The sequence below is a fragment of the Streptomyces sp. GC420 genome, assembly GCF_009916105.1.
GTDB lineage: Bacteria > Actinomycetota > Actinomycetes > Streptomycetales > Streptomycetaceae > Streptomyces.
Map to the genome: position 1 here is coordinate 1 of NZ_JAAAXQ010000187.1, position 15,565 is coordinate 15,565.

Below are 15,565 nucleotides of genomic sequence, written 5' to 3' on the forward strand. Positions count from 1 at the left end.
CTCCCCGGCTCCCCCTTGCCCTCCGCCTCGTCCTCCGCTTCCTCCCGCTCCCCGCGCCTGGCCTGGCTGGCCGACTTCGCCCGGCTCGCCCTCACCGTCTGCCTCCGGCTCCTCGATCTCGGCGTGGCGCTGGAGGCGCACGGCCAGAACCTGCTGGTCGTCGTGGACGCGGCGGGCCGTCCCGTACGGCTCGTCTACCGCGACCTCGCCGACATCCGGATCAGCCCGGCAAGACTCGCCCGACACCGCGTGCCCGCACCCCCGCTGACGGGCCGTCTGCTCACCGACGATCCGGTGGCGCTGCGCCGGAAGCTCTTCGGTTCCCTGGTCACCGGCGCGCTGGGACCGGCGGCGGGTGACGCCGCGACGCTGCGTACGATCCTCGACGCGGCCCTGCGCGACGTCCCGCCCACCCAGGACCTGGAAGCCCTGCGGAGTGAGGCACTTCCCGCGAAGGCGCTCACCCTGATGCGGCTGGGCCCGGGCGGCGCCGACGAGTGGACGCTGCTCCCCAACCCGCTCGGCACCGGCTGAGGTCCGCGCGGCTGCCGGGGGACAGGACTTTCCGGCGTGCGCCGGACGGGGGACCGGCTAAGGTGCGGATACCGATCGAGCGGGGTGTACGAGGGGGCGGCATGACGGCCGAGGAAGTCGGGGGCGGCACCGGGGAGCCGGTGCTCGGCGTGGAGTCCGTGCTGGAGTCGGTGGTCGTGCACTCCGCGGGGGCGGTCTGCCTGCGCCGCGTGCGCTGCGCACTGCCGTCGCGGCCGGCTCGGGAAAACACGGCCGGAACGGCGGGCACGGCGGGCACGGCCGGCACAGCGGACGGAACCCTGCGCGTGGCCGTGGAAGGCCTGCCCATCACGCTGTACGAACACTCGCTGCGCGGCCGGGTTCGGTCCGGGCCCGCGGGGCTTCGGGTGACCGATGTACGGGTCGGGCGGGTGGCCGAATACCGCCAGACGGAAGAACTGCCGCGGCTGCGCCTCGATCTGGAGGACGCGGAGGACCGGCTCTCCGGACTGCGGGAGCGGCAGCAGCGGCTGGAGGAGGAGATCGGGAAGGTGGCCGGGCTGCGCGCGGTCCCGCCGCAGCCCCGGCGCGGCGATCCCCCGCGCTGGGCCCCCGTCGAGTCGATGCTGGCGCTGGCGAGCTTCCTCGACGGGCGGCTGGCCCTGCTCCACGAGCGGCTGCGCACCGCGGAGGAAGAGGTGCGCCGGGCCGAGCACGAGGTCGAGGTGCTGGCGGCACGGCTCAGGGAGGCGTCCAGCTCCGGGCAGACCCGGCGGACCCAGGAGTCCGCCACCGCGGTCCTGACCCTGGACCGGGTCCGCGACGGGGCCCCGGGCGGCAGCCCGGACAGCGGCTCGGACGGCGGCCCGGACGGCGGCCCGGACGGCGGCGCCGGTGACGGGTTCGCCGCCGAAACGGCCGGGGGCGAGATCGAGTTGGAGGTCGAGTACCACGTGCCCGGTGCCACCTGGTCGCCCGTCTACCAGCTGCGGCTGGACGGCGCGGGCGCCGCGTCCGGCGGCGGGGCTCTCGTGCTCAGGGCGTGCGTCGCCCAGCGCACCGGCGAGGACTGGACCGGCGTACGGCTCGGGCTGTCCACCGCCGACCTGCTGCGCCGCACGGACCTGCCGGAACTGCGGTCGCTGCGCATCGGGCGGCGGCAGGAGGAGCCCGCCGTGCGTGGCTGGCGCGAACCCCCTGCCGGGCTGGAGGAGTTGTTCGCCGGTTACGACAGCGCGGTCGCGCCCTCGTCGGCGTCCCGCGCCATGCGCCGGGCGCGGCCCTCGGGGGTCCCCATGCCGGGCGGGGCCCCGGTGCCGGTGGCCGCCCCTCCCGTGGCGTCCGCCGGCGCCGCGTGGCCGGAGGAGGAGTCGTCGGCCGCCCTCGGCGGGTACGGCGCGTCCCCCTTCGCCGCCCTGCCGCCGCCGGCCGCACCCGCCGCGGTGGTCCCCCAGGCGCCCGGCGCCGCGCCGGGTGCCGCGCCCGGTGCCAGGCCCAGGTCCGCGGGCGCAGGTCCCCGGTCCGCGGGCGCCGTGCCCGCCCCGAGTGCCTCCGCCGCGCCGCCCGCACGCCCGGCTCCGCCTCCGCCGCCGCCCGGCCCGAGCGGGGATCTCCTCGACTACGCCCGGCTGACGCTGGCGGGCCCCGAGGAGACCGCCGGCCGCGGCACGCTGCGGCCCGCACCGGCGGAGGCGGACGCGGTCGTCGCGGAGTACCGCCGCAGGGCCGAGTCCGTGGCCCGGCTGGGGCGCCCCGCGCACGTGGTCCCCGTACGCCGGTCCGCAGGCTCGTTCGACTACCGCTTCGACACCGCCGCGCCCGTCGACGTGGACTCGGACGGCGTCTGGCACACGGTCCCCGTGTGCGAGATTCCCGTGGAGATGGCGCGGGAGTACGTGTGCGTTCCCTCCGTCGACCAGTCCGTGTACGGGACGGTGCTGCTCACCAACGCCTCGGCGCACGCGCTGCTGGCCGGTCCCGCCGATGTCACGGTGAACGGCGACTTCGTCCTCACCGCGCCGCTGCCCACGCTCGCGCCCGGGGAACGCCGGCGGGTCGGGGTGGGGGTCGCCGAGAGCGTCCAGGTGGCGCGGCGCACGCACATGCGGGAGTCCACGGCCGGCCTGCGCGGCGGCACGACGGTCCTCGACCATGTCGTCGAGGTGGAACTCGCCAACCGGCTCGCCCACCGGGTGGTGGTCGAGGTGCGCGAACGCATACCGGTGAGCGACGAGAAGGACGTACGGATCGAGGAGCACCCGGCGAGTCCGCCGTGGACCGCGCACGACGAGCCGCTGGACGGCGGCGGGGACGGCGACCGCCTCGTGCGCGGGACGCGCGTCTGGCGGGTCGAACTGGACCCCGGCAGGACCGTCGTACTCAAGGGCGGGTACGAGATACGCCTCCCGGCGGGCAAGGCACTGGTCGGCGGGAACCGGAGGGACTGAACCACCATGACAGAGACAGCTTCGGTTTCGGCTTCGGCGCCCGTGCCCGCGCCGACGGGGTCCGGCCCCGCCCCGGCGTCCGCGGCGGCCGCCCCCGGGGACCCGCTCGCGCTGCCGATCACCGCGGTCGTGTGCATGGAGGACCGCGCGCAGGTCGAGCGGGCGGGCCGGGTCGACCTGGCCGCCGGCCCGCAGCGGCTCCGCATCGGCCCCGTGACCCCGCTCGCCGTCGACCGGTCCCTGCGTGCCGAGATCGCCTTCGAGGACGACGGCGCCACCGGTGACGGCAACGGCCCCGATGCCGGGCGGCCCGGCGTCCGGGTGGTCGACGCGCGTGTCGTCCGCGCGTACACACCCCCGCCCCCGGGAGAGCCCGGCAGGGACGCGTCCGTACTGCGGCGCGAGGCGCACACGCTGGAGGTGGAGCTCCGCGAGGCGGAACTGCTGCGGCAGCGGCTGGAGAGCCGCCTCGCGGTCGTCGCGCAGACGAAGGCCGAGCTGTACCGGGACATCACGGAGGGCGCGGGCGCCGGTGACGCCGACCCGGAGCGCTGGGTGGACCGGCTGGAGCGGGTGGACGGCGAAGCCGACTCCCCCGCCGCGGAGTTGCACGCGCTGCGCCGCCGGATACGGGACGCCGAGGAGGAGTTGGCGGAGGTCCACCGGGCACTGGAGCAGACCGAGACCGAGCCGGAGCGGCTGACCGCGGTCCTCGAGGTGGTCGTGGAGGCCGACCGGCCGGGTCCGGCGGAACTGCGGGTGATCCATCTGGTGCCCTGCGCCCTGTGGCGGCCCGCGTACCGGGCGACGCTGGCCCCTGACGGCCGGTCCGTACGGCTGGAGACAGACGCCTTCGTGTGGCAGCGGACCGGCGAGGACTGGGACGGGGTGCGACTGTCCCTGTCCACGGCCCGGCCGACGATCGCGGCGAGCCCGCCGTCCCTGACCGAGGACGCGCTGGTGCTGCGCGACCGTTCGGCGGAGGAACGGCGCACGGTGGAGGTGGACCTGCGCGAGGAGGAGATCCGCACCGTCGGCGCCGAGTCCCCGGGGGCGGCCGGCGGCGCCGTGTCCGCGGAGCTGCCGGGGCTTCAGGACGGCGGCGAGGTGCGGGTCATGGCGGCCCCGGCACCCGTCCGCGTGGTCTCCGACGGACGGCCGCACCGCGTCGCCCTGTCCGCGTTCACCGCCGGCTGCCGCGCCGGGCTCGCCTGCTCTCCCGAGTTGTCACCACTGGTCGCCCATGTGGCCAGGTTCGCCAACGAGGCTGGGCACGTCCTGCTGGCCGGGCCCGTGGACCTCGTCCGCGGCAGCGGTTTCGTGGGCCGCGGCGAACTGGAGTACGCCGGACTCGGTGAGGAGGTGCGGCTCTCCTTCGGCAGCGAGGACACCTACCGCGTCGTGCGGCATGTGGAGGAGACCCGGGGCACGGCGGGCCTGACCGGCATCAATCACCGTACGGTGATCACCCGCACGGTACGGCTGTTCGTGTCGAGGCTCGACGCGCCGGGGGGCGGTGAGCCGGGTGGCGGCGAGCCGGCCACGGTCGTCGTCCAGGAGCGGATCCCGGTCTCCGAGGTCTCGGCCGTCGAGGTGCGGCTGAAGAAGGAGAGGTGCCGGCCCGCTCCGGACGCGGACGTGGACTCGGAGGGCGTTCTGCGGTACGGCCTGCGGCTGGCCCCCGGGGAGCGGCGCGAGATCAGGCTCGAGTACGAGTTGACGGCGTCGAGCGCGGTCGTCGGGCTCTGACGGCGGCCACCGTCCGGTCCGCTCACGGCCACCGTCCGGTCCGCTCGCGGCCGCCGCTCGCGAGCGGCTCCCGCCCGGCCGGAACGCTCGGTTGAACGCCGTGCACCGGCCGCGCGTACTACACGGCGCGGACGGGTCGGCCCGCCCGCGACGTGCCAGGGAGGACCGCACCGGATGACCGTGCACCGCAACGCCGTCACAGCCGCTCTCGCAGGGGCGGTGCCGTTGCTGCTCACCGCCCTGACCGCCGGGCCCGCGGCGGCCCACGGGGCGCCGACGGACCCGCTCAGCCGGGCCGCCGCCTGTTCCCCGGACGGCGGGCAGGCCGCCCGGTCGGCGGCGTGCCGTGCCGCCGTCGCCCGGCACGGCGGCCGGCTGTACGCCGACTGGGACAATATGCGCATCGCCGATGTCCGGGGCCGTGACCGGCAGTTCGTCCCGGACGGAAGGCTGTGCAGCGCGGGGATCGACACATACGGAGGGCTGGATCTGCCGCGTGCCGACTGGCCGTCCACCCGGCTGACCCCCGGGGCGACACGTACGCTCGGCTACCGCACGACCATTCCCCACACGGGGACCTTCGAGCTGTACATGACGAAGCAGGGCTACGACCCGACGCGCCCGCTGAAGTGGTCCGACCTGGACGCGGAGCCCTTCGCGAAGGTCACCGACCCGGCGCTGACCGACGGCGCCTACCGCATCAGGGTCACACTGCCGGCCGACCGGAACGGCCGGCATCTGCTGTACACGATCTGGCGGAACACCAGCACCCCGGATACGTACTACTCCTGTTCCGACGTAGTCTTCCCCGCCGCAGCCGAGGACACCGGTTCCGGCGGTTCCGGCGGCGGAGCCGCGCCCACTCCCACGGCCGCCGGGACGAGCAAGCCGCCCACCGGGAGGCCGGCACCAGGAGCGACGGAGGCGACCACGCCCGCCGAGGCCGGATCCTCGCGCCCGGCGGCCGGCGCACCCCGGGCCGCCGCCACGGCCGACCGGCCGGTGGCCGCGGGCAGCGGCGAACCCCGGCAGAGCATGGCGCTGCCCCTGGCCGCGGGCGGCGCGGGCGCCCTCGCCGTGGCCGGAGGCGTCGCCGTGCTCATGCGCCGGCGCGCGCGGCCGAACCGGCACGCCGCCCGCTGAGCGCCGAACTCTGATCCCTGCGCGCCGAGCGCCGAGCCGCGGGACCGGCCAGGGCCGCCCGCGCACCGTTCGTGCCGACGGAGGCCGGAGCACGAAACGGAACGCGCGGCACCGGCGGTTGGAGCGGCCGGGACGGCCTCCGGGCCGGCGTACCGGCCCGCGCGGGAGCGCCGGTACGGCCTATGATGCGGCGGCGCGCCAACCGCGCCCAGTGATCAGTGGTCAGCGATTTGAAGGAGCGTACGTGCTCGAGCTCACGATGGCATCGGTGTCGGCTGCGGACACGGGTGCGACAGCGGGCATGGTCATGGCCGAAGCGCCGAGCGAGCCCGGCGCGCTTCTGCGCGTGGGACGGGACGGAGCGGCGTGCCGGCTGGTCACTCCGGACGACTGGCTGTTCGTCTCGCGGGTGCATCTGGAGTTCCGCTGTGAGGCCGATCTCGGCTGGACGGTCACCTGGTGCCGCGGCTCACAGCCCGACCCGTCGTCCGAGGTGCGGATCGTGTCCGACGGCGCGGTGCGGGCCCTGCCGTACGGGGAGACGTGGAGGCTGGGCCGGGGCGGTTCCGGCGAGGTGATCATCCAGGACAGGACGGCGCCGCGCTCGGTGAACGTGGGCTTCTACCACGAGGTATGACGCCGGGCCCCGTGTCCGGCGCAGGGGAAGAGGCCGGGTGGGACCGGATTCCGCGGCCCGGCTCCGGACGGGCGGCGGCAGACCGCCGGCGGGTGGCCGGGTCGCTGACCAGGGCGTCGGCCCGCTGACCGGAGCGTCGGCGGAGTTCCGTGCCATACGGTTCGGCGGCTCCATGCGGTTCGGCGGCGCGCCGGAGCGAAGGGGCGCGGGCCGGGGCCGTGACGGCGTGCGGCCCCGCCGCATGGCGCGGCCGGCCACGACGGCCCCGCGGGTGACCCACCGGGCTTCCGGCGGAATGCTCAGCGGGCCGCGGACGCGGTGGTGCCGGCTGCGGCGGACGCCGGGCGCTCCTTCAGCGGGACGTCACGGAACGGGCGGAACGCCGTGAGCCGGTTCCATTCCGGGTCCGCGCGGTCCGGGACGGCGCGGCCCGCCTCCGTCCATTCGCGGATCAGCTCGTTGTAGACGGGTGTGTGGTCGGCCGCGTCCGCGGCGTGCGCGCGCGGCGGGGGCGGCACCGACTGAACGCGCCGCCATCGCACATGTGCAGCTGTCGTCTCCATACGCGTCCAACACCGGCGGCCCCCGAACGGGCACGGCTGGAGCGACGGCGAGGGTGGCCGAGGGAACCCGCTTTCGAAAAAGTGGCGCGCGAGGCGGCGGCGCGCACGCCCGCGCCGCCGAGCCCACTCCCCCGGCCCCCGTACTCCCCGCGCAGACACCGCCCTTGAGCTGCGCACTTGTCCCCACCCATCGTCGGGCGCAGGGTGGGTACACGCACAGGTACCCACCTGCCGTCATGGCCTTTTGACGAGGACGGAGCGCCCTGTGAGGAACGTGGAAGAAGCCGTCGGGCCCCATGGGCCGGCCGTGGCCCCGGGACTCCGGCTGGCCGAGGACGAGGAGAGTGCGCCCGAGCCGCCCCCGCCGCCCGCCGTCCACCCCGCGGCGCCCACGGGCCCGATGCCGCCTGACCGGACGCAGTCCATCCTGGAGGCGACCAAGCGGGTGGGCGCCCTCCTCAAGGCGGCCGGTCACCCGTTCGCGCTGGCCGGCAGCGTGGCCGCGTACGCGCACGGGGTGCCCGCGAGTCTCCAGCACGACGCCGACTTCTGCATCCTGCGCGAGGACGCGGACGCCGTCACCCAGACGCTCCAGGAGGCCGGCATCCCGGTCCGCACCCCGCCGGAGGACTGGCTGATCAAGGCGTGCTGCCACGGCGAACAGATCGATCTGATCTTCGAACCGGCCCGTATTCCGGTGACCCGGGAACTGCTCGGCCGGGCCGTGACACTGCCGGTGGACTCGCTGCACATGCCGGTGCTGGCGCCGACGGACCTGATGGCCGGCCTGCTCGCGGCGTTCTCCGAGCACCACTGCGACTTCAGTTCCGTCCTTCCCATCGCCCGGACGCTGCGCGAGCGGATCGACTGGGACCTGCTGCGCCGCGAGTACCGGGCCTCGCCCATGCCCGACGCCTTCCTCTATCTCCTGGAACGGCTGAACGTCATCGACAGGCGGGAGACGACGCCATGACACTGCCGGGCACCAACGAGTACCGCCTGGCCCACCTGCGGGAACGACTGGCGGGCGACGAGATCGCCGAGCTGGGGGTACGGATCGAGATGCGCGGCTCCACGGTGCTGCTGCACGGCACCGTCTCCACCTCGGCCTGCCGTGACGAGATCCTGCGGATCGCGGAGGAGGCCCTGCGGGGGCTGCCGGTCCGTGCCGATCTGGTCGTGGCCGACGCCACCGCCCCCGACCACCCCGAGGATCTCGCATGATCCGCGTCGCCGCAGTGGGAGACATCCATCTCGGTCCTGACGACAAGGGGCTGCTGCGCCCCGCGTTCGACTCCCTCGCCGACTGCGCCGACATAATGCTGCTGGCGGGTGACCTCACCCGGCACGGCAGCGCGGAGGAGGCCGCGGTCGTGGCCGGCGAGGTGGCGGGACTGCCCGTCCGGGTCGTGGCCGTGCTGGGCAACCACGACTACCACAGCGACCAGGAGGCGGAGGTGACAGCCGCGCTCCAGGAGGCCGGCGTGACGGTCCTGGAGGGCGAGGGCACCGTCCTGGACATCGGGGGCGTCCCGGTGGGCATCGCGGGCACCAAGGGCTTCGGCGGCGGATTCGCGGGCCGCAACGCCGGTGAGTTCGGCGAGCCCGAGATGAAGTCCTTCGTGCGCTACTCGCGGCGGTGCGCCGACGGACTCCGCCGTTCCCTGCTCGAACTCGCCGAGGCCGGGTGCGCGGTGCGGATCGCCCTGACGCACTTCTCGCCCGTGCCGGACACGCTGGCCGGGGAGCCGCCGGAGATCTTCCCGTTCCTCGGCAGCTATCTGCTGGCCGAGGCCGTGGACGAGGCGGGCGCGGACCTGGCGGTGCACGGCCACGCCCACATGGGCACGGAACACGGGATGACGAGTGGCGGCGTACGGGTCCGCAACGTCGCTCAGCCCGTCATCGGCCGCGCCTTCGCGGTGTACCACGTGCCGGTGGGCGGCGACCGCGCCGGTACGGCGGCGGGTCACGCGTCGACGGCGTAGGCCCGGCGGCGGGTCACGCGTCGACGGCGTAGGCCCGGCGGCGGGTCTTCGTCGGCCGGCGCGCCCGCCGAACCCGTCAGCCGGTGCGCCCGCCGAGCCTGTCGACGGCGGCGATCAGCCTGTCCCAGAACAGCTCCCGCTCCAGGGCGACCGCCACCCGGGCGTTGACCGGCCGGCCGACGTACCCGTGCGGGTCCACGACGGTCGCCCCGCGCGTATACCGGCCGCCGAGTTCGACAACCACGTTGGCGTCCACGCAGTGCACGATCCCCGGGTCGACGACCCGGGCCACGGCGACCGGGTCGTGCAGCGGCGGGGCCTCGAAACCCCACAGGCGCCGGTAGGTGGCGGCGAAGAAGGTCATGAGCTGGACGCAGACACGGCCGAGTTCGGTGCCGAGGCCTTCGAAGCGGGCCAGCACGTCCGGGGTGGCCAGCGCCTGGTGGGAGACGTTGAGGCCGCACATGGTGACCGGGACGCCGCTGCGGAACACGATGTCGGCGGCCTCCGGGTCCACGTGGATGTTGAACTCGGCGGCCGGGGTCCGGTTGCCCCGCTCCGTCGAGCCGCCCATGAGGACGATCTCGCGGATGCGCCCGGCACAGTCGGGGTGCCGGGTCAGGAGCAGCGCGATGTTCGTCAGCGGCGCGGTCGGCACGAGGGTGACGGGCTCCGGGTGCCGGGTCAGGATGCGGTACATGAGGTCGACCGCGTGTTCGGGGACCGCCTCCACGGTGGGCTCGGGAAAGCGCGGGCCGTCGAGCCCCGAGCCGCCGTGGACGTCCTCGGCGACCTTCAGGGGCTGGACGAGCGGCCGGGCGCAGCCGGCGGCGATCGGAACGCCGGTGATACCCGCCACGGTGCAGACCCGGCGGGCGTTCAGGGTGGTCTTCTCGAGGGTCTGGTTGCCCGCGACCGTCGTGATCGCGAGCAGGTCGATCGCGGGGTCCCCGGCCGCGAGCATGATCGCGAGGGCGTCGTCGTGCCCCGGATCGCAGTCGAGGATGATCGGAACGGGCACGGCGCTCCTCGGCGGTCGGTCGGTGGACGAACGGACGGCGTCGTCCCCAGTGTGCCCGCCGGAGCGGCGCCGGAAGCGCCTGCGGGCGAGGGCCTGGGCGAGGGCCTGGGCGAGGGCCTGGGCGAGGGCCTGATTCGCGCACGACGGCTGGAATTGTCAGTGGCGAGTGCCATCCTGCGTAACCGGAGACAACCACTGTGAGTGTGCGGTCGTCATCTCAGAGTGTCCGGCCGTGACGTGCGTGTGGGAAGGGGCCCATGTGAGGGGAATGGCGCGGCAGATCCGCGGGCTGGTGGAGTCGGTGGCGGGAGAGTTCACGGTGACCCGCGTCCGCTCACGGCGGAAGACCGCCCAAGTGTGGGAGGTCCAGGGGGCCGACGGGCGGCGGTGGTTCGTCAAGAGGCACACGAGCGCTCAGGCGCACCTCCGGGAGGTCACCGCCTACCGGGAGTGGACCGCGGCACTCGGGCCGGGGCGTGCCCCCGCCATGGTTGCGGCGCACTCCGGTGTCCGGGCGCTCGTCATCACGCCCGTCCCCGGCCGGAGCTTATCCGGCCGGCCCTTGCCCGGGAACCGTGAGGCGGAGGTCTGCCGGCAGGCCGGGCAACTGCTCGCGCGGCTCCATGCGACGCCGGCCGGCCGGTCCCGGCAGCCGTCGGCGGCGGTGCGCTGGACGGCCGATGTGGAGCGCACGCTCGCCGACGCGACGCTCTATCTGGCGCCTCACGACCGGGCGATGGTGCGGGCGCTCACCGAGCACGGCCCGCCGGACCCGGCGCCCGGAGTGGCGCACGCCGACTTCCGGCCGCGGAACTGGGTGTGGGACGAAGGACAGCGGCGGCTGCACATCGTCGACTTCGCCCGGACGTGCGTCGAGCCGGCGGTGCGACGCGACCTTCCGTGCCTGGAGTACGGAGTGCTCGGCGGCAGGCCGGAGTTGCGGGCGGCCTTCTACGAGGGCTACGGACGGGAGCTCGACGAGGATGAGCGCCTGGCCTGTTCGGCGTATGCCGCGATGGCCGCGACGGGCACCCTGCGCCGTGGCATCGAGACCCGCGACCTCAGGTCCGTGGAGCGGGCGCACCGGGTACTCGACCAGTTGCGCCTGGAGTATCTGCGGCGGATGCGGCGGGTCAGCGGCGTCTGAACCCGACCGGTGGCACGGACCGCATGCCCGCCCGTCGCATGCCCGCCGGAACGACGGGGGGCGGGCCGTACGGTGGGCGCCGGCCTCGGACGACGCACGGCGGGCGGCGGCCCGCCGGCCGCTCCGAAACGGCTGGGCACGGTGCGGTGCGGTCGGCGCAGCTCGGCAGCGGCGTGCGAGGTGGTCCGGTCGGGCGGGGTCGAATTGGCCCACGGCGCGCGGCGGTGCGTCGCCTAGCGTCGGCGCCATGAGCGAGCACACCACCCCGCCCGTCACCACCACCGGCGCCGGGGCCGGGGCCGGGGCCGGACCGGGCCCAACTCCCTACGCACGCCGGGCCGCGGGTCTGCGTGCCCTGCACGTCCCCGGCCGGCCGCTGGTCCTGCCCAATGTGTGGGACGCGGCCTCGGCCCGCGCGGTGGCCGACGCCGGGTTCCCCGCGGTCGCCACCGGCAGTGCGGCGGTGGCGCCCGCGCTGGGTCACGCCGACCACGAAGCGGCCCCGCCGGAAGAGATGTTCGCGGCCGTCACCCGTGTCGCCGGGTCCGTCGACGTGCCGGTCACCGCGGATCTGGAGCGTGGCTACGGACTGCCGCCCAGGGAACTCGCGGAGCGGCTGGCGGTCTCCGGTGCCGTGGGCTGCAATCTGGAGGACTCCGATCCGGCCACGGGCACGCTCGTCCCGGTGGCCGAACAGGCCGCCTTCCTCGCCGCGTTCCGGGCGGCCGCGCCGGACGTGGTGCTGAACGCCCGCGTCGACGTCTTCCTGCACGGGTCGGGAACGCACGAGGAGCGGCTCGCCGAAGCGGTCGCCCGGGGCCGCCGCTATGCGGAGGCGGGGGCGGACTGCGTGTATCCGATCGTGGTGAGCGGCCTGTCCCGGGGGCTGGTGCGGGCTCTGGTGGACGGCATCGGATCACCCGTGAACATGGTGTTCCTGCCCGGCTCGCCGCTCTCCGTCGGGGAACTGGCGGCGGCCGGAGTCGCCCGGGTGAGTTTCGGCCCCGGTCTCTTCATGGCCGTACAGCGGCATTTCGCGGACCTGGTCGCCGAGGTCCGCGCCGGGCGGGATCCCTACCGTCCGCGTTCCTGAACCGCCGGCCGGCGCCGGGCCCGAGTCGCGGGCCCGCCGGGGGCGGCCCGCGGGAAGGACCTTCCTGTGTCGGCGCCCGACAACGCCGACGCCCTCCCCGCGGACCGCCCCGGACGGGCCCCGCACTCTCTGCCGGGCCCGCCGCCCCGGGCCGTGTCGTGGAACCGCCGCTCACGCCGGGTCGCTTCGGTGCGCGGCGGCCGCGACGGGCCCGCGGCCGACGCACCGGGCCTACGCGGACGGCTCCGCAACGCGGCGGCGGCAGCGGCCCTAACCCGCCGTGCCGTTGATCTTCTCTATGGCCTGGCGGGCCTGTTCCCCGGGGGAACGCGCCGTCAGGGAGGAGACGGACGCGGCGGGCACGGTCGCGGCCTGGACGCGTTCCTGCGTGCGTTCCTGGACCGGCTTGGCGTGGGCAGCGGTCCGGGTACGCAGCTTGTGGCTCGCGGCTTCGTCGAGACTCACCGGACGCTGCATCTGGGTGGCCAGCCGTCCCGCCTCCACACCCAGCGCGGCGACGTCCTCCCAGGAGAGCCGCAGCACCAGCCGGAGCTCCGCCTCCCCGTCCGGCAGGGCCTGGAGCGGAATGTTGCTTCTGTCGTTCATGAGCGATCCTCAGGGTCTCGGTACTGGGCCCTCGCGGACGTGGCCCGCCGCCGGACGGGCGCACGAAGAGTCATACGTGGCCCGCGCCCCGCCCGTTCAGCGCTCCGCCGGATGTTTCGCCTCAACGGCCGCCGGCCGCGAACCGGGCCCGGCAGCCGTCGCCTCCGTCACCTCCGTCACTTCCGGGTGAGGTAGGCGAGGCCGGGATGCGCCGCCGTGTAGCCCTCGACGAGGCGGCGGGCGACGTTCACCGAGTCGACGAGCGGGTGCAGCGCGAAGGCCTTGACGGCGAGAGCCCGCGAACCGCTCTCGGCGGCGGCCAGCACCTCGCGCTCGACCGCCTTGACTGCGCAGACGAGTCCGGTGGCGTGCCCGGGCAGGGGCGCGACGGAGACGGGATGTGCTCCGTTCGCGTCGACGACGCACGGCACCTCGATGACGGCCTCGCTGTCGAGCACGGAAAGGGTGCTGCCGTTGCGGACGTTGAGGATCAGCGTGGTCCGCTCGTCCCGGGCGATGGCCCGCATCAGGGCGAGGGCGACGTTTTCGTAGCCGCCGGACTCCAGGTCGCTCGCCTCGCGTTCGCCGGCGCCGGCCGCCTCGCGGTTCTCCGCCATGTACGTCGCCTCGCGCTCGGCGCGGGTGGCCTCCCAGGTGCGCAGCGCCGGCGTGCCGGGGCGCGCCGTCTCCTCGTAGAAACGCGCCTGCTGATCGCGCAGGAAGGCGCCGCGGGTCCGCTCCGCCTGCTGGTAGGCGCGTACGGCCTCCCGGTTGAAGTAGTAGTAGTGCAGATACTCGTTGGGGACGGCGCCCAGGGCACGCAGCCATTCGGGGCCGAAGAGCCGGCCTTCCTCGAAGGAGCCCAGCAGTCCGGGATCCGCCAGCAGGCGCGGCAGTTCGTCCCGGCCCTCGATCCGCAGTCCGCGCAGCCAGCCGAGGTGGTTGAGGCCGACGTAGTCGATCCAGGCCCGGTCGGGGTCGGCGCCGAGGACGCGGGCCACGCGGCGGCCGAGGCCCACGGGCGAGTCGCAGATCCCGATGACGCGGTCGCCGAGGTACCGGGACATGGCCTCCGTGACCAGCCCGGCGGGGTTGGTGAAATTGATGACCCAGGCGTCGGGGGCGATCCTGGCGACGCGTTCGGCGATGCCGGCGGCGACGGGGACGGTGCGCAGTCCGTAGGCGATCCCGCCCGCGCCGACGGTTTCCTGGCCCAGGACGCCTTCGGCGAGCGCGACCCGTTCGTCGACCGCCCTGCCCTCCAGGCCGCCGACGCGGATCGCGGAGAAGACGAAGTCGGCGCCTCGCAGCGCCTCGTCGAGGTCGGTGGTGATGGTGATCACGGGCGCGTCCGGCACGCCGGCGGCCTGTTCGGCGAGAACGCGGGCGACGGCGTCCAGCCGTCCGGCGTCGAGATCGTGGAGGGTGACATGGGTGATACGGCCCTCGGCGTGGTCGCCGAGCAGCGCGGCGTGGACGAGCGGCACCCGGAATCCGCCGCCGCCCAGAATGGTGAGCCTCATGCGCTGACCGCCTTCGTAGGGTCCTGGTACACGCCCCCATCATCCTTGGGGCGTTCACGCGCACCTGGGCGCCCCGTCCGGTCGCGCGGCTGGCGGGGGCGTGCCGGCGGGCCGGGTCCGCCGCGGGGAGGCGTCAGCCGGCGCGGTCGATCACGGAGAAGCGGCCACCCTCGGCGTCCCGCAGTTCGGCGACCCGGCCGTAGGGCGTGGTGAAGGGGGCCTTGAGGATCTCGCCGCCGAGCCGCCCGGCCTCCTCGGCCGCGGCGTCGGTGTCCGCGACGGAGAAGAACACCTCCCAGGCGGGCCGCCGTCCCTCCGCTCCCCTGGTGATGGCCGCGATGCTGCGGCCCACGCTGCGCAGCACCACGCGCTCGTTCTCGTAGCGCACGTCGATGAGCTCTTTGTCGCGCCCGTCCCAGTCGAACACCAGACCGTAGAAGAGGGCCGCCGCGAAGGGGTCGTGGGTGCGCAGCTCGGTCCAGACAGGGGCGCCCTGGCACTCGTAGTAGGCGACCCGGCCGGTTTCGCCCTGCCAGAAGCCGAAGGTCGCCCCGCCCGGGTCGGCGGCCAGTCCGAGCCGTCCGCCCTCGAAGCTGAGCGGGCCGACGGCCATCGTGCCGCCGCGTTCCCTGACCCGGCCGGCGACGGTGTCCACGTTCTCGGTGCCGAAGTACGTCGTCCAGGCGACGGGCAGAGCGCTGCCGGTGGTGTTCGCGCCGAGACCGGCGACCTCGAAGCCGTCGACGACGGCCCGCGCGTAGGGGCCCAGACGGTCCGGCGCCCCTTCGAAGTCCCAGCCGAGCAGCGGTCCGTAGAACTCCTGGGCCGTGGTGAGGTCGCGGGCCATGAGGCTCACCCAGCAGGGAGCGGCCGCCACACACGGCACCTGGACCTTCGTCTTGCTCATCACGATGCCTTCCAGACCGAGCCCGCCGGTCCCCCCAGCCGACGCTACGCGCGCCCCGACGGCGCGACCAGCCTAGATGGCGGACGCGCCGCGCGCGCGACACACACGCCCGGCGCGGGAGGAGGGAGAGTTTGACGTGTACGGGTCTCTTGATGGGTGCGGGCCGTCTTGGTGGGCTGCACGGGCCTCTTGATGCCGCCGGACGACTGTGCCATATATGTCTAGACC

15 protein-coding genes are annotated in these 15,565 nt (G+C 74.9%); 10 read left to right on the plus strand and 5 right to left on the minus strand.

Features of this window, described 5'->3' with window-relative positions:
- The 5 genes from GUY61_RS22155 to GUY61_RS22175 form a co-directional block, all read left to right on the plus strand.
- The coding region (locus GUY61_RS22155; protein WP_243766652.1) for a ferric iron reductase at window positions 1-534 on the plus strand (534 nt) is incomplete at its 5' end.
- Between the two features lie 101 nt (window positions 535-635).
- Window positions 636-2,960: a DUF4139 domain-containing protein gene (locus GUY61_RS22160; protein WP_166631976.1), complete on the plus strand. Its 2,325-nt coding sequence runs from the start codon at window positions 636-638 to the stop codon at window positions 2,958-2,960.
- Between the two features lie 6 nt (window positions 2,961-2,966).
- Window positions 2,967-4,709 (plus strand): DUF4139 domain-containing protein, encoded by a 1,743-nt coding sequence (locus GUY61_RS22165; protein WP_166631977.1) that lies wholly within the window; start codon window positions 2,967-2,969, stop codon window positions 4,707-4,709.
- Window positions 4,710-4,883: 174 nt separating this feature from the next.
- Window positions 4,884-5,852 carry a lytic polysaccharide monooxygenase gene (locus GUY61_RS22170; protein WP_166631978.1) on the plus strand — a complete coding sequence of 323 codons (969 nt, stop codon included), beginning with the start codon at window positions 4,884-4,886 and terminating at the stop codon, window positions 5,850-5,852.
- Between the two features lie 244 nt (window positions 5,853-6,096).
- Window positions 6,097-6,489: an FHA domain-containing protein gene (locus tag GUY61_RS22175; protein WP_166631979.1), complete on the plus strand. Its 393-nt coding sequence runs from the start codon at window positions 6,097-6,099 to the stop codon at window positions 6,487-6,489.
- Window positions 6,490-6,788: 299 nt separating this feature from the next.
- Here the strand turns inward: GUY61_RS22175 and GUY61_RS22180 are convergent, their stop codons facing one another.
- Window positions 6,789-7,052, minus strand: coding sequence for a hypothetical protein (locus GUY61_RS22180; protein WP_166631980.1), 264 nt, complete (start codon window positions 7,050-7,052; stop codon window positions 6,789-6,791).
- Window positions 7,053-7,317: 265 nt separating this feature from the next.
- Here GUY61_RS22180 and GUY61_RS22185 point away from each other — a divergent pair, with 265 nt between their 5' ends.
- The 3 genes from GUY61_RS22185 to GUY61_RS22195 are packed head-to-tail and all read left to right on the plus strand — an operon-like array spanning window position 7,318 to window position 9,040.
- Window positions 7,318-8,025 carry a nucleotidyltransferase family protein gene (locus GUY61_RS22185; protein ID WP_313896789.1) on the plus strand — a complete coding sequence of 236 codons (708 nt, stop codon included), beginning with the start codon at window positions 7,318-7,320 and terminating at the stop codon, window positions 8,023-8,025.
- Complete coding sequence (locus GUY61_RS22190; RefSeq protein WP_166631981.1) at window positions 8,022-8,276, plus strand: hypothetical protein; 255 nt, start codon at window positions 8,022-8,024, stop codon at window positions 8,274-8,276. The genes GUY61_RS22185 and GUY61_RS22190 overlap by 4 nt, the downstream gene beginning before the upstream one ends.
- Window positions 8,273-9,040 carry a metallophosphoesterase gene (locus GUY61_RS22195; protein WP_166631982.1) on the plus strand — a complete coding sequence of 256 codons (768 nt, stop codon included), beginning with the start codon at window positions 8,273-8,275 and terminating at the stop codon, window positions 9,038-9,040. The genes GUY61_RS22190 and GUY61_RS22195 overlap by 4 nt, the downstream gene beginning before the upstream one ends.
- A gap of 76 nt (window positions 9,041-9,116) precedes the next feature.
- Here the strand turns inward: GUY61_RS22195 and GUY61_RS22200 are convergent, their stop codons facing one another.
- Complete coding sequence (locus tag GUY61_RS22200; protein WP_166631983.1) at window positions 9,117-10,061, minus strand: nucleoside hydrolase; 945 nt, start codon at window positions 10,059-10,061, stop codon at window positions 9,117-9,119.
- Between the two features lie 268 nt (window positions 10,062-10,329).
- Here GUY61_RS22200 and GUY61_RS22205 point away from each other — a divergent pair, with 268 nt between their 5' ends.
- Together GUY61_RS22205 and GUY61_RS22210 are read left to right on the plus strand one after the other, a co-directional pair.
- Complete coding sequence (locus GUY61_RS22205) at window positions 10,330-11,208, plus strand: phosphotransferase enzyme family protein (RefSeq protein WP_166631984.1); 879 nt, start codon at window positions 10,330-10,332, stop codon at window positions 11,206-11,208.
- Between the two features lie 247 nt (window positions 11,209-11,455).
- The gene (locus tag GUY61_RS22210) at window positions 11,456-12,301 is read left to right on the plus strand and encodes an isocitrate lyase/phosphoenolpyruvate mutase family protein (protein ID WP_166631985.1); all 846 of its coding nucleotides are present in this window, start codon (window positions 11,456-11,458) and stop codon (window positions 12,299-12,301) included.
- A gap of 270 nt (window positions 12,302-12,571) precedes the next feature.
- On the opposite strand, the gene GUY61_RS22215 is transcribed toward GUY61_RS22210, so the two are convergent.
- From GUY61_RS22215 to GUY61_RS22225, 3 genes are all read right to left on the minus strand, one after another.
- A complete protein-coding gene (locus GUY61_RS22215; protein ID WP_166631986.1) occupies window positions 12,572-12,907 on the minus strand; it encodes a hypothetical protein in 336 nt (111 codons plus the stop codon).
- 176 nt (window positions 12,908-13,083) lie between these two features.
- The gene (locus GUY61_RS22220) at window positions 13,084-14,430 is read right to left on the minus strand and encodes a 6-phospho-beta-glucosidase (protein WP_166631987.1); all 1,347 of its coding nucleotides are present in this window, start codon (window positions 14,428-14,430) and stop codon (window positions 13,084-13,086) included.
- A gap of 133 nt (window positions 14,431-14,563) precedes the next feature.
- Window positions 14,564-15,337, minus strand: a complete 774-nt coding sequence (locus GUY61_RS22225; protein ID WP_166631988.1) for a VOC family protein — start codon at window positions 15,335-15,337, stop codon at window positions 14,564-14,566.
- Window positions 15,338-15,565: the final 228 nt, after the last annotated feature.